This window comes from Rhizobium sp. BK176, from assembly GCF_024808055.1.
In genome coordinates this window covers 60,143-72,447 of the sequence record NZ_JANUBV010000001.1, presented here as the reverse complement: position 1 = coordinate 72,447, position 12,305 = coordinate 60,143, and the positions used below count along the sequence as shown (strand labels likewise).

Here is a 12,305-nt window from a genome sequence, read left to right as displayed (position 1 = left end):
GCGCTTTCCGAAAGAGATCACTCCGCTTTTTCGAGTTCCTGCCGGAAGGCCGGATCGACGACCGAGAGCGGTGCGGAAACTGCAAGGATCGACGCCACTCCGATGTAGGAGATCGTCGCATCCTCGGGATTCTCGTTGTCATAGCCGTGGACAAGCGAAATCCGCGGCCGCAGACCGCCTTCCAAGGCCTGGAACAGCTGCTGCACCTGAACCCGCTTCGTCCCCGCTTCGGACAGGAAGCCCTCGTCGGGTTGAACTTCGTAGTGGTCGGAGTAATCGTTGCCACGGCGGTAGACCTTGACGGTGCGATAATCGCGGGGCAATTCCGCATCGTCATCATCGTCGCCCTCGCTATCGACGATGCGTCGAAATTCGATGGGAATCTCAGGTGCGATCGCGACAGCATGCCGATGTGTCGGACTGTCGAAAATCAGAAAGCCGCTAGCGAGCTTGCTGTCGAGATCGGCCATGAGGGTCCGGGCCACCAGGCCGTTGATCTTGGCGGTATGCGTTCCTTCTTTCGGAATTCTCCAAATGATCATCCAGCCGCTGCCGTCGATGTCGATGCCTGCTCGATCCCACTCGTTCAGCATCCGGCGCGCCTCGGCGTCGTCGGTGGCAAGAAGGCCATGATCGCGTCGAACGACCTCAGCCAACCTTGGAAAGAGATCGTCGATCGTGCAATTCAAAACCGTCGCGATCTTTTCGGCGAGTTTGATCTTCACAGGACTGGTGCCGGCCTCGAGCCTCTGTAGATGCTGCTGGCTGATGTGGACCGCGTCGGCAACCGCCTTCTGCGTCATTTCAAGTTCCTGACGTTTGGACTTGAGGTTATTGGCAGCCACCGACTTCTCCTTAGACGACGTTTCGCCAGGACTGATACCCAGGTTGTGGAAAGCTGTCAATCGGTCTTACACATTGTGTGGGTATCAATGTGTGTAATGGATTGGTTAACGTTCCAGGACGAAGGCTGTGGCGGAAAAGGAATCGATTTGCTAGGAAGGCCACCCTTGCGGAAGGACCCCATGCTCGAAAACTACATCCTAGACCACCACGACGTCGTGCCGGAGCCCGACTACTCCAAGTGGGAGCAATGGATGGAGACGGCGGACCTCATTCTTGCAACGACCGACAACGGCGTCATACGGATCAAGACACTGTTCCTGGGTGTCGACCAGAACTTCCTCGGGAGCGGCCCTCCCCTCCTCTTCGAGACGATGACCTACCTCACCGACGACTTCGAAGAAGAGACCCAAAGGTTGAAGGTGGAGTTTCGCGGCTTGGAGTGTTGGCGATGGAGTACATGGGAGGAAGCGGACACGGGACACTGGAAGGTGGCGAAGAAGATGTTCCGCCGTCTCGACCATTTCAGGGGTCCGTTAGCCGACGTCATCAAGTACATGCGGATCGATACACCAACCTCGTGATCCTCGTAGACACGCCATGAAATCAAGACAACAATCTGGTTAGTCGATCATGGAGAACCGGAATTGTCCGACGTCAACGAAATCAAAACCCTTGAAGACAGGCTCGACAGGCGCGGCATTCGCGACCATGTTCCGATGATCGCGGTGGTCGGATCGCTGATGATGCTGCCCTGTATCCCTGTTTTCCAGAACGACCTGCCTGTCGCCGCGATGGCGCTGCCACTTGTTCCGATGCTCGGCGTTCTCTTGTGGGTGAAGAAGAGCCGTCGCTGGGAGAATGCGGCACGGCGCAAGATCGCAGATCATTACTACATGGAACTAATTAAGACCAAATGGACCACGCCTGCCGGCGCTGAAGGCATCGTCATCGAGGTCGGCGAGCGCGGTTACAACGTCGTGCTTGCTTTCGCGAACGGCGGCAAGGAAACCTACGCGGTGAACCAGCTCACTCCGGTAGAGACAAAGGCAGCCTGAAAGCTTCGCGCGGGTGCAGGCTTGACGTCGCACCCGCCGACGTCTATCTATCGATCATGGCTTACGCGATTCTGTATATACGCCCCGTGCGAATACCCTGACCGATCACTGAGGTGATCGGCTCCCGATATTTGTCGGGGCGGTGGCACGGGATGTGCAGGAGGGCCTTATAACCCCTTTAGCGCCTGATTAGCGTTCCAGACTCGGTTCGAATCCGAGACCGCCTACCAACCTTCTGTCAGAATGCAAGACGTGGACGACGATCCGCGTTCGCATCACTCCATCGTCATGTGCCGGACCGTGCCTTCCTGCGGATGACGGCAAACAACCTCGACGAGGCCCATGTCCATGGGACGGTCCTCGAACCCGTCCTCTGCGATTTCCTCGAGCTTGGCTGCCAAGAGACGCCCGTGTTCCGCTGTGTCGATCGGCTGATCGAAGGTCATCTGCAATGCGAACGTGTAAACATGCTTTTCGCCAGTGGACATCTCGACCTCCGTTTCGACCTCATTCAAATCGTTGACGTCTTTTATTCTTCACAGTCGGGCGTTGTCAACACTTGATCGAGAGCGTACTGTCATATATGAAGACCCCAACGAGAAGTTGGAGAACGCAAATGGCCAAGATCACGGTCGACGAAGTCCGCCAGGTCGCCAGTCTCGCACATCGCCGCGCGATGTCGGACCGGGAGGTCGAGCTGGCTGCCCGCGCGAAGGACAACCGTCTCACCATGGAAAGCGGCCAGGCGTCGGCGGCTCTTCTCTTCGCGTCGAGAATGGCGGGCCTGATTGACGGATTCCCGTCGGAGCTCGACCTCGCATGCAAGAACGGCCATTTGAGGGGCGCGTTTTTTCGTCTTCGCGACGGCAAGTGGGGTGTGGACTTCCCGGCTGCGTACAGCGCCCACAATTTCGTCGTGTCGGAAGCTGTCGTACTCGAGGCCGCTCTGCGGGCGATGTGGATCGACGATACTCCTGCGGCCGTCAAGGCGGTCCGCGAGATCGTGGGATGGAACCTCAAGACGCTGAAGGACGATATCGTCTCCGCCGCCGCCGGACTTCACTGGCACAGCGTCGTCGGCCTGATGGGCGTCGGCAACGGCGTCGGACACGTCTTTGGCTTCCGCAACGAGGACGAGGTGGCTGTCGCCCTTGCCAAGGCCGCCGTTGTACTGGACGTCAATCTCGGTGAGCCGGCGATCCCTGGCAAATTGGACATCTGCACGCGCCTGACCGGCGGTATCGACTTCGCCTTCCTCAAGGCGATGATCGAAGTCGGTGGAGCGAAGCCGAGCGTGGCCTCTCTTTTCAGCGCGGTCTACGCCAACAACACCAAAGCCGTCGAGTTGATCGTCGCGGCTGGCGTTCCGGTCGGATCACTCGGAAAGGACGGGGTGTCGGTTCTCCACTTGGCCGCGACAAATGCCGTGAACGAACACCACTCGGACGCCGGTATCGCGATGTTCCACAGGCTTGCCGAGTTGGGAGCGCCGCTCGATGTCGTCGACGGAGATGGAAAGGTCGCGACGGATATCGTCATGGACGGCATCAGGAGCGTCGAGGCCGGCGATCTCGATGGCGAGCGTATCGAGATCAAGAGGCTCGAATGGCTTTTGGAGGCGTTCAACGTCCCGATCTATTGAAGCCGGGCGAGCATAAAGCCAGTTGAATGAAATGGAGGAGGTCACATGGGGGAACTTACAGCTACGAACTCGGGGATGCTCGCCCGCCTTGGGCGGGGTGTTGTGTTCGCGTGGGGATGGCTTCTTTGCAAGCTTTCCTACCATTCTCTGGAGCGACCGAAATCCTGGAACCGAGACCGGCAGTATCCCTATCGGCTCTGCCGCTGCACCCGCTGTCATGGCAAGGACTGGAGGTACAATCTCGATCCCGCGCTTCGCGTGAGTGTGGACGACGACACAGACGTTGACTGAGCGAGAGGTTCGGGTAGGCAGATCGCCTACCCGAACCTAACTCCGACTTCTTTGGTGAGGTCCAGCGCATCGGCACGCTCAATGACCCGCGCCGCATAGTCGCCGGGCATCGGCAATTCGGCCAGCATCGGTTTCCAGGTGCTGGCGGCCTGCTTGACCGTATCTGAGATAGCCTTGCGCACGATCTTCGTCGGGATGCCGCACAGCTCGGCGGCACGCTCGAACCGCGCCAGTTCGACAATCGCCGAATTTTGCGTGTTCCTGAACTTGAGCGCCAACGAGTCGCTACCGTCGTAAACGAACGTCGTCACGATATCGTAGGCAGGGCTGATGCTCCCGGTCAGGCCATCCGCATAAATCAGAGAATGGTTCTTGAGGTGCGCGTCGCCGTTGCCCATCAGGATATTGACGGCCAGACGGCGTGCGATCTCGAGAAAACCCCTGGTGCCGCCGCCGAGGCGCTTGGCGATGTTCATCACCGTCTCTTCGTTGGCCGCCGTGTATTTGCGCTCCTTGGGGACTTCCATCACTTGGCAGAGGTCTTCGATATGCACCCTGCCCCCGTCGGCCGTTCGGTCGAACCTCGTGACGGCAAGGACGTACTCGCCGGCCGCCAGGATTTCTTCTTTGATCCCCGTCACGGACTTGGCGGACACGAGTTCGCAGGGCGCGACCGAAATGCCCGCGGCTTCGGCAAGCTTCATGCAGCTGTACTCGACCTCCGGTAGGAAGGCGAACCGCGTGCTGGGCAGCTTGGCGATGATGTCGCCATTGGTGCCGTTCGCTGGAAACGTCAAGCGCTCTTCCTGCTTCAGCATGCTCATCTTGAGCTGGATGCCAGCCAGCGAAAACTTGATGGTGCCGCTTTCGGTCGCCACTTCGGCGTCGGGTACCGCGCCGGCATCGATCTCGATCCCGTCTTCAGAGCGTACGATGACACCGCCCGGCAAATCGTCGCCGAGATACCGCAACACGTCGAAGTCGGACGTCCGGCCGCTGGGCAGTCCGCGGCTCACCATGTCGCGCAGAGCGCCTTCCGGCAGCAGGTTGCTGAACCACGGCGGCAAGTCGCGACCTTGCTGCGTGAAGCGGCCGGAGGTCAACTGGCGTACCGTGCGCTCCTCGTCGCCGATGAACAGCATCGAGGAGCTGAGGACCGGCCGCGCCTCGCCCATGGCGATGTATGCGGAGTCGGTGATGAACCTGATCATCCCGTCGCGCTCTCTGTTGAGAGAGCCAACGCGCGTTTCGTCGAGGCCGGTCCGGAGAAAGACGCCGAGCGTTTCCGTCATTGGTTGCCCTCGTCGTCGCTGCCGTCGGGAATAAAGAGGTCTTCGACCGGCGAACCCTCATACGGCTTCGTCGCTCCAGACCTCGGGGCCGAATACTCGCTGATGATCGCATTCACCCTGCCGAGCGCCCGCCGGGGGACGAAGACGATCTCGGTGTCCAAAGCTTCTGCGACGGCTTGGAGCGTCTCCGCTTCGGGATTGTGGTTGCCGCTCTCCAGCCTGGAGACGTATGCCTGGTTCATACCGATCAGCGACCCGAATTCCGACTGGGTCATGCCAGCGGCTTTGCGTAGCTTTTTGATCGCAAGCAGGAATTTGATCAACATGTCGCCTTCCGAGGATATATGTGTTTAAAGACATATTTTCCGGCAAATATGACCTATAAGGAATGTTCAGTCAAGGAGGTGGAGCGCCGGGAATATGCCCCATAATGGATATGTAGCACGAAATATGTACTATAATACATATCTATAATCGACTGGTGGGTCAACCAGCGAGGCCAACGGTGATTTCGCGATTGTCGATCAGATCGAGTGCGTGTCTGGCGATTATCCGAGTGTCGTCGCCGATAGCGTCACTCTTCAGGTGCGGCAACAACCGATCAAGCGCCTGCGCGACCCTGTCGACATCGGGCGTGGCCGCCTCCATCGACTCGACCGCATCCGCCCAAGACCGAAGTAGGCTTGGCGTCGCGATTCCCCTTCGTCTGCCTGCCGTTAGTTCGCAGCCGTGCAACAGCGCTTGATAGATCGCTTCCACTCGGTCGAACACGTCCAGTCGCGGCAAGGCCTCAGGAATGAAGACTTCGAGTTCCGTGACGTTCGCCTGGCCGTAAAGCTCCATCGACAAAGAGATCGCTTCGGCGAGCTGCGCGTGGTTGAACACGGTCGCGTTGGCGCACTCGTCGTAGTTGGCGTTGGAACGAGGGTCGGTTCGGTCGCCTGACCAGCGGGCGTGTCGTCTCGTGGTGGGGTAGACATTCCCGGGCTTCGAAACCTGGTAGATGGGAGGCGGACATGCGATCCAGAACTCGCCGTCGATCATCACCACATCGCGGGTCCACCGATCGATCCGCGCTTGGTCCTTTGCGAGCCTTTCGTCCAGGTATTCGTACTGGTGATACCGGGACGGAGGAAACGAGCTCTTGCGTGAGCTGTCGATCTTGAAATATCGCCCATGCAGGAACGGCATCTGTGTGCCGCTTTTGAGGCGGGCAAGGACATCGGCGCGTGTCAGGAGCCGATGAATGTAAGGGCAGTCGAACCAGATGTGATGCATGCTCAGGAACATGGAGTTGCCGGAGAGCTTTCCGACGGTCTCGAAGGCTTGCCTATAGGTCCTTCCCTCGTAGAGCCTGATGTCAGCATCCGGCCAGCGCGCCGCCACCGGAGCCGACGATCCGTCTATCTCCTCGATTACCACTTCGACATGCTTTTGAAATTCGGTGTCTTGGACAAACCTCGACTCCTTGAGTGACGCACGTGCGTGGTAGATGACATTGAACTCGAGCAGCATGTCAGGCCGCCATCAGATCGGAGGGAGATTGCTTACGCCTGGAAATGCGTCGAAGCATGTTCGGGTCGATGTCATCGGGATATGCGTGAAATTCCGGCGCTCCCTCGATCTCGAACTCGAGGCCGCAACCCGTTGACAGTAGTTCCGATGCGTCGGTGCAGATGTAGGTCCTTCCCTCGAATTCGATGTCCAGGGGGTCGTAGTGTCCCCATTCGCCGCCTGACATGCAGGTCGAGCAGATGTGACGGCGCAATTCAAGCACGGCCTCGTGCAGGCTCTCGAATTCAAGAGTCCAAACATGTGGGAGTGAAACCTTGCTGAGTTTGATCGCCGTCATCCGTGCCTCGCCGTTCCAATAACCAATGGTGAGGTCGACCGTCGTCGGCGTCCAGAATTTTCGGGTGGGATCGGAGGCGGCTTCGCGTCAGTCGGTCGGAATGGGTTTTTCCCAAGCTTCTTCCGAGGGGATGGCTTGAGCCGTTTCGCGGAGCATCGTCGACACCCAGCTCTCGCCTTGGTGGCGTCTCTCCGCCTTCAGTGTCTGGTTTTCCGCTTCGAGTTCACGGTATGCCTTCAGGAGCCGCAAAATCCTTTGGGGACTGGCCGCAGCCTGGAAGCGGGCATCTTCTTCCTTCCAGACGTGCGAGACTTCCATGCCCGCCTCGGCCGAGACGACGGCATAGTCGACGCAATTCGCCGGGGCCGAGCAGTGGCGGCAATCCATGGGAGTGTACGCGCCGGCCGTCGCGTCCTTCGCCAGCCGCTCGAGGAAGGCGATGTCCGCCCGGATTTGCTCTTTCCACTTCAGCTCGTCGGCTGGCGAACGGACTTCGATGGTGTCGGTGGGGACGGTGGGGTCGCTCATCAAGGTGTTCCGAAGGCGTTTGCGCTGGCGGTCAGGCCGCCAGCGGGATTTCGATGGTGAGATACGGATCGAACAGAGGGTTCTCGATCTCGCGCCGTCCTTCGTACTTGTAGCGGATGTACCCGAGCGGATTGCAGACGACCCGGGTTCTGGTTCCAGGCACGACATAGTCGAAATTCGTATGCGTGTGCCCGTGTATCCAGAATTCAGGCTGAAACTCGGCTATCTCCTCCGAGAAATCCGAGGCGAAGGAGCTGTTCAGCTTCTGGCCGGCGTACTTGGGATGTACCGACATATGATGCGGGCAATGATGGGTCACGACGACTGTCGGACCCGCGTGTTTTCTCGCAAGCGCCCCGCGCAGCCATTCGCGGCTCTCCTCATGGATACTTCTCGTCCGCTCCGGCGTGAACCGTATGATCGCGCCGTTCTTGTCGCGCGAATGGATCGTGCGATAGTCGTTCATCGACAGAAGAGCTTCCTTCATCCCCTCTTCGGGTCTTTCGTAGAGGTTGAAGTCGGTCCACATCGACGCGCCCAGGAACCGCACACCCTTGATCACCACTTCTTCGTTTTCGAGGAAGTGGACGTTGGGATACTTCGAGCGCTCGGCCATGCCGCCAGCCATGCTGTCGTCGTAGATGTGGCCGTAATGTTCGTGGTTGCCCGCGACGAACACCACCTCGTGACCGGCCATGGCGATGTTCTTGTGCAGCCACTTGAGGCTTTCGGAAACGGGACACGTGATGTCGCCCGCGACGATGACGACGTCGGCGTCTGCCGGGAGCTCGAGCTTGTACTCGAGGTCTCCGTTGTATTTCAGATGGAGGTCCGAGAAGACCACCGCTTTCAGCGTCGCGCTCATGCTACGTCAAATCCATAATTTACCGGGTTGTATACCTTGGGGACAAACAGGCGTCGGAAGGACCAGGAGTCCGATCCGTCCTGCGATCTGTTTAACGATACCCGATAGCGATGATATCCGAAAGCCACCGCGCAGTCGCGATGGCCGTCGAGCTTGCCAACGGATTCGCCATCGGTTTCAGCGATGCCGAGATTGGTGCGCGCTGTCGAGATCAGGCCTTCGAGGTCGCGCATTCCATCTTCGTTGAAGCGGACTTCGACGGTCGTCCCTAGCCGCAAACCGAACGGGACTTCGAACCGGTCGCCAACGACGACAAGGTCTCCGTGACCGACAAAGTCGAGCGCCTCGCCGACGCTTCCGAACGGTTCGAGTTTCGCGCCGAACATACCCGGCCAAGGCAGCTTGATTGCCTTAATGACATCCTGCTCTCTATCGCCGCCGTTGAGGTCGCGATAGACGTCGCTCAGCGTCGGGGCGCGGTACGGCATCAAGGCAGAAATCCGCTCGCCGCGCGTAAACGGCAGCAGACGGTCCACGAAGACAGCCAGAACCCGCTCGTCGTCGTTCGTCGGGCCGTCCTCCATCAGCAGGCGGCAGGTGATCAGATAGGGAGCGGCCTCTTCGATCAGATCGGCATCGCCTCCGTGAACGAACCGGACTAGCCGGTCGTTCACGATGTCCCAGGCTTGCCGGCCGTCGGCAGTGGTCGCAGGGAGAAGTGTGGCGACGGCCGACACGATCCGAGCCGTCAGCATCGGCAGGACCGTCGTGACGTCGGCCGCATTGTAGATGTTGACCTTCTTGCTGGGCGTGCGCCAGTCTCCGATCAGGCGGATTCCGTCGTTTACCAACTCCGAATTCGGGGAAATCTGGATCGGGGTGAAGGCGGCAATGGCTCTCAAGCGGTATTCTCCTAACGTGGCAGGCGGCGGGCGAGCGCGCCCGCGATATGACGGCAGTCGGTAGCGAAAACCGTTTCGAGTTCATGCATTGCGGCATATCGCTGGAGCTCGTCGATCCAGCGATGCGGAACCAGTAGATTGAGTGCGAACCACTCCGCCTCGAATTCCTGCGGGTATAGCGCGCCGCGCGTCGTCCGCAGCCTGTAGGCCTTCTCGCTGCGCCACCACTTGGGATGCAGGAGCGCCTTCCCTAGTTCGGCGGCGATGGTCATCTGCCGTTCCGGGAATGAAGAACAACCGGTGACGTAGATCGTGTTGTCGGCCGGGTCGCTGAAACCGAGGATGTTCGCCATGTCGCTGCCTTCGAGCGTCGCGTAGACGACGTTGAAGCCCAGCGTTCTGGCGACCGCCTCAGCGTCGACCGGGGGCTTGACGATCTCGAGCTTCGCCAGAACGCGACGCGCCTTCCACGAAACGATGGTCTTTCTGGCGATGTTCATTCACGCCTCCGCGCGACGGTTGAGGTCTTTGATATATGGCATAGTGGATGGCCGGTCAATTCAAGACATCGCAGTTGCCAATTCGGGAAATCCGCTCCACGCTTGGATATCAAAGAAGAATTTCAGACCCGCAGAACGGAGTACACCGTGAAATCCAAGACCTTGCTGGCGGCAGTATCCATTGTCGCGATCTCGGCCGTCGCCGCGCATGCCCGCCCCTCTATTTCGGTCGTCGGCAACGGCAAGGTGGATTCCGATTACATCGTCTCCGTGTTCCCCGACAAGAATGCCTACGTGGAAGCCGACACCGATCGGGCGGTCAAGGACATCTTCGCCACTGGCGCGTTTACGGACGTCAAGGTCGACAACCGCGGCTCAAAAGTGGTGGTCACGGTGGTCGAGACCCCGGTGGTCGTCAACGTGGCCTTCAACGGCAACAAGCGCCTCAAGGACGAACAGCTCGACGCGGCTTCAGGACTGAACTCGGGCATGCCTTTTGATCCAGCGCGTCTGTCGGAGGTTTCCGACCGCATCGTCAAAGCCTACGCTGCGACCGGGCGTCGGGACACCAAGGTGACGCCGATCGTCGTCAACCGCGATGGCGGCTTCTACGACGTATCCTTCGACATCGACGAGGGAGATCGGTCGACCAGCGAAATCTGGTTCGAAGGCAATGAAAGCTTCTCTGCCGCGCTGCTCCAGTCGGTGATGGCCACCAAGTCGACAGGCCTCCTGTCGAAGCTGTTTTCCCGCGACGTCGTAGACGCAGGAAAGATGGAGCTCGACCGCCAGCGCATCGCGGATTTTTACCGTTCCAAGGGCTTCGCGGACGTCGTGGTGTCGGAAGCCGAGATCGATTTCGATCCGGGTGGTAAAAAGGCGATGGCGGGCTTCAGGATCAAAGAAGGTCCGCGCTACTCGATCAGCTCCGTATCCATCGACAACACCACTGGCGTACCATTCGACCGGCTCCAGCCTCTCAAGGACCTGGAGGGGAAATACTACGATCCGGCAAAGGTCGCGCGCGGCGCTGATCAGATCAGGCGGACGTTCAACGGTCTGGTCGATGTGACACCGAAGACAGATCGGCTACCCAACGGGGTCATGGACATCTCCTATGCGCTCGACAAGGCACAGAAGGTCTACGTCGAGCGCATCGACATCGTCGGAAACGACTTCACCAAGGATTACGTGATCCGGCGCGAGTTCGACCTGTCGGAGGGAGACCTGTTCGACCCGAGCCTCGTGCGCGAGGCGGAGCGTCGGCTCAACCGCCTCGGCTTCTTCGATAGCGTACGGATAACGACGACGAAGGGGTCGGCAGAAGATCGTGTGGTCGTCAGGGTGGAGGTAGTCGAACGCAAGACGGGAGAGTTCTCGATCGGCGGCGCGTATTCGACGGCGGACGGCCCGATGGCGATCATAGGCCTGAGCCAATCGAATTTCATGGGAACTGGCCGCGCCTTCTCGGCCTCGGTCGGTCAGGGTACCGAGACCGGAAACTACGACCTGTCTTTCACCGAGCCGTATATTTTCGGCAACCGCTTGTCCGCGACCGCGCAGGTCTTCCGCCGGGACTACGACAACCGGAAAGGCGGGTTCCGTCCTTATGACGAAACCGTCGACGGCGCGAAGTTCACGCTGAAGGGGCCGATCACGACCAACACCGATCTCGGTGTCTATTACTCGTTCACTTCGTCCTCCAAGTCGGACATCGATGCGGATGTGGCAGGAAGCCTGGTCTCGGGCAAAGACCACGTCGTTTCCGCCCTCGGCTATGACTGGTCTTACTCCGACCTCGACGACGAGAAGAACCCGTCGAACGGCCTCAAGGTCACCTTCGGCCAGCAGGTCGCGGGCCTTGGAGGCGACGCCCAGTTCGTGAAGTCAGAGGCTTCGGCGCGGGTCTACCGAGAATTGTCGGAGCGCCACGAGATCGTCGGAAGTATTGCGGTGCGCGGTGGCCAGGTGGCAGGCGTCGGTCAGGACCTCGACTTCTCCGATCACTTCAGGACGGCCGGCGAGCTCGTTCGCGGTTTCGAAAACGGCGGCATCGGCCCACGCGACGCGACGACGGGCTACCTCCTTGGCGGCCAGTACTACGCCGGCGCTTCCGCGGAGGCAATCTATCCGATTCCGGTCCTGTCCGACGGCCTCGGCATCAAGGGAAGCATCTTCGCCGACCTCGGTACCGTATGGGGTACGGACAGCGGCGCGGTGTCTTCCTCTGGTGCGAAGGCGCTTTATGACAACGCTTCGATCCGTTCGTCCGTCGGAACGGGCGTTGTGTGGGACAGCCCGCTCGGCCTGTTCAAAGCGAACTTCGCCCTGCCGTTGTCGAAGGAAGACGGCGATCGCACGCAGGTGTTCAGCATCTCGGGTGGAACGCGGTTCTAAAGGTCACCCTCGCCCAACACCACTGCCGCAGCACGGAGTCTTTAATTTGTTGACGGAGCCGCATGATCGAGACGACAATCGATAAGCGGCTTCTAGCATTTCTGGGACTCAAGAGCAGCCGGCGGGATATAATCC

At 59.6% G+C, this 12,305-nt stretch carries 15 protein-coding genes; 5 read left to right on the top strand and 10 right to left on the bottom strand.

Going from position 1 to position 12,305, the window contains the following annotated elements; genetic code table 11:
- Nucleotides 1-17: 17 nt before the first annotated feature.
- Nucleotides 18-845 carry a helix-turn-helix transcriptional regulator gene (locus FHT76_RS00465; RefSeq protein ID WP_259183538.1) on the bottom strand — a complete coding sequence of 276 codons (828 nt, stop codon included), beginning with the start codon at nt 843-845 and terminating at the stop codon, nt 18-20.
- 180 nt (nt 846-1,025) lie between these two features.
- Between FHT76_RS00465 and FHT76_RS00460 the strand changes: the two genes are divergently transcribed.
- Together FHT76_RS00460 and FHT76_RS00455 are read left to right on the top strand one after the other, a co-directional pair.
- Nucleotides 1,026-1,427 carry a hypothetical protein gene (locus FHT76_RS00460; protein ID WP_259183537.1) on the top strand — a complete coding sequence of 134 codons (402 nt, stop codon included), beginning with the start codon at nt 1,026-1,028 and terminating at the stop codon, nt 1,425-1,427.
- Between the two features lie 63 nt (nt 1,428-1,490).
- A complete protein-coding gene (locus FHT76_RS00455; protein WP_259183536.1) occupies nt 1,491-1,901 on the top strand; it encodes a hypothetical protein in 411 nt (136 codons plus the stop codon).
- 275 nt (nt 1,902-2,176) lie between these two features.
- Here the strand turns inward: FHT76_RS00455 and FHT76_RS00450 are convergent, their stop codons facing one another.
- Entirely contained in the window at nt 2,177-2,389 is a 213-nt protein-coding gene (locus FHT76_RS00450; RefSeq protein ID WP_259183535.1) for a hypothetical protein, read from the bottom strand.
- A 128-nt stretch (nt 2,390-2,517) separates the two neighbouring features.
- Here FHT76_RS00450 and FHT76_RS00445 point away from each other — a divergent pair, with 128 nt between their 5' ends.
- Together FHT76_RS00445 and FHT76_RS00440 are read left to right on the top strand one after the other, a co-directional pair.
- Nucleotides 2,518-3,543, top strand: coding sequence for a hypothetical protein (locus FHT76_RS00445; RefSeq protein ID WP_259183532.1), 1,026 nt, complete (start codon nt 2,518-2,520; stop codon nt 3,541-3,543).
- A 45-nt stretch (nt 3,544-3,588) separates the two neighbouring features.
- On the top strand, nt 3,589-3,834 hold the full coding sequence (locus tag FHT76_RS00440) for a hypothetical protein (protein ID WP_259183530.1): 246 nt from the start codon (nt 3,589-3,591) through the stop codon (nt 3,832-3,834).
- 26 nt (nt 3,835-3,860) lie between these two features.
- On the opposite strand, the gene FHT76_RS00435 is transcribed toward FHT76_RS00440, so the two are convergent.
- The 8 genes from FHT76_RS00435 to FHT76_RS00400 all read right to left on the bottom strand — a co-directional run bounded on the left by FHT76_RS00435 (nt 3,861) and on the right by FHT76_RS00400 (nt 9,773).
- Nucleotides 3,861-5,126: a type II toxin-antitoxin system HipA family toxin gene (locus FHT76_RS00435; protein ID WP_259183527.1), complete on the bottom strand. Its 1,266-nt coding sequence runs from the start codon at nt 5,124-5,126 to the stop codon at nt 3,861-3,863.
- Nucleotides 5,123-5,452 (bottom strand): helix-turn-helix domain-containing protein, encoded by a 330-nt coding sequence (locus tag FHT76_RS00430; protein ID WP_259183523.1) that lies wholly within the window; start codon nt 5,450-5,452, stop codon nt 5,123-5,125. Before FHT76_RS00430 ends, FHT76_RS00435 begins: the two co-directional genes overlap by 4 nt.
- A 160-nt stretch (nt 5,453-5,612) precedes the next feature.
- Nucleotides 5,613-6,641 (bottom strand): hypothetical protein, encoded by a 1,029-nt coding sequence (locus FHT76_RS00425; protein ID WP_259183522.1) that lies wholly within the window; start codon nt 6,639-6,641, stop codon nt 5,613-5,615.
- A gap of 1 nt (nt 6,642) precedes the next feature.
- On the bottom strand, nt 6,643-6,978 hold the full coding sequence (locus FHT76_RS00420; protein ID WP_259183521.1) for a hypothetical protein: 336 nt from the start codon (nt 6,976-6,978) through the stop codon (nt 6,643-6,645).
- 87 nt (nt 6,979-7,065) lie between these two features.
- Nucleotides 7,066-7,506 (bottom strand): hypothetical protein, encoded by a 441-nt coding sequence (locus tag FHT76_RS00415; protein WP_259183520.1) that lies wholly within the window; start codon nt 7,504-7,506, stop codon nt 7,066-7,068.
- Nucleotides 7,507-7,537: 31 nt separating this feature from the next.
- A complete protein-coding gene (locus tag FHT76_RS00410) occupies nt 7,538-8,371 on the bottom strand; it encodes a metallophosphoesterase (RefSeq protein ID WP_259183519.1) in 834 nt (277 codons plus the stop codon).
- Nucleotides 8,368-9,273 carry a hypothetical protein gene (locus FHT76_RS00405; protein WP_259183518.1) on the bottom strand — a complete coding sequence of 302 codons (906 nt, stop codon included), beginning with the start codon at nt 9,271-9,273 and terminating at the stop codon, nt 8,368-8,370. The genes FHT76_RS00410 and FHT76_RS00405 overlap by 4 nt, the downstream gene beginning before the upstream one ends.
- Nucleotides 9,274-9,284: 11 nt before the next feature.
- Nucleotides 9,285-9,773, bottom strand: a complete 489-nt coding sequence (locus FHT76_RS00400; protein WP_259183517.1) for an ImmA/IrrE family metallo-endopeptidase — start codon at nt 9,771-9,773, stop codon at nt 9,285-9,287.
- A 147-nt stretch (nt 9,774-9,920) separates the two neighbouring features.
- Here FHT76_RS00400 and bamA point away from each other — a divergent pair, with 147 nt between their 5' ends.
- Nucleotides 9,921-12,170, top strand: a complete 2,250-nt coding sequence (bamA, locus tag FHT76_RS00395) for an outer membrane protein assembly factor BamA (RefSeq protein ID WP_259183514.1) — start codon at nt 9,921-9,923, stop codon at nt 12,168-12,170.
- Nucleotides 12,171-12,305 lie beyond the last annotated feature (135 nt).

Coding starts and splice junctions, on each gene's coding strand:
- FHT76_RS00460 (WP_259183537.1), top strand. CDS start 1,026: ATGCTCGAAAACTACATCCTAGACCACCACGACGTCGTGCCGGAGCCC.
- FHT76_RS00450 (WP_259183535.1), bottom strand. CDS start 2,389: ATGTCCACTGGCGAAAAGCATGTTTACACGTTCGCATTGCAGATGACC.
- FHT76_RS00445 (WP_259183532.1), top strand. CDS start 2,518: ATGGCCAAGATCACGGTCGACGAAGTCCGCCAGGTCGCCAGTCTCGCA.
- FHT76_RS00440 (WP_259183530.1), top strand. CDS start 3,589: ATGGGGGAACTTACAGCTACGAACTCGGGGATGCTCGCCCGCCTTGGG.
- FHT76_RS00435 (WP_259183527.1), bottom strand. CDS start 5,126: ATGACGGAAACGCTCGGCGTCTTTCTCCGGACCGGCCTCGACGAAACG.
- FHT76_RS00430 (WP_259183523.1), bottom strand. CDS start 5,452: ATGTTGATCAAATTCCTGCTTGCGATCAAAAAGCTACGCAAAGCCGCT.
- FHT76_RS00425 (WP_259183522.1), bottom strand. CDS start 6,641: ATGCTGCTCGAGTTCAATGTCATCTACCACGCACGTGCGTCACTCAAG.
- FHT76_RS00420 (WP_259183521.1), bottom strand. CDS start 6,978: ATGACGGCGATCAAACTCAGCAAGGTTTCACTCCCACATGTTTGGACT.
- FHT76_RS00415 (WP_259183520.1), bottom strand. CDS start 7,506: ATGAGCGACCCCACCGTCCCCACCGACACCATCGAAGTCCGTTCGCCA.
- FHT76_RS00410 (WP_259183519.1), bottom strand. CDS start 8,371: ATGAGCGCGACGCTGAAAGCGGTGGTCTTCTCGGACCTCCATCTGAAA.
- FHT76_RS00400 (WP_259183517.1), bottom strand. CDS start 9,773: ATGAACATCGCCAGAAAGACCATCGTTTCGTGGAAGGCGCGTCGCGTT.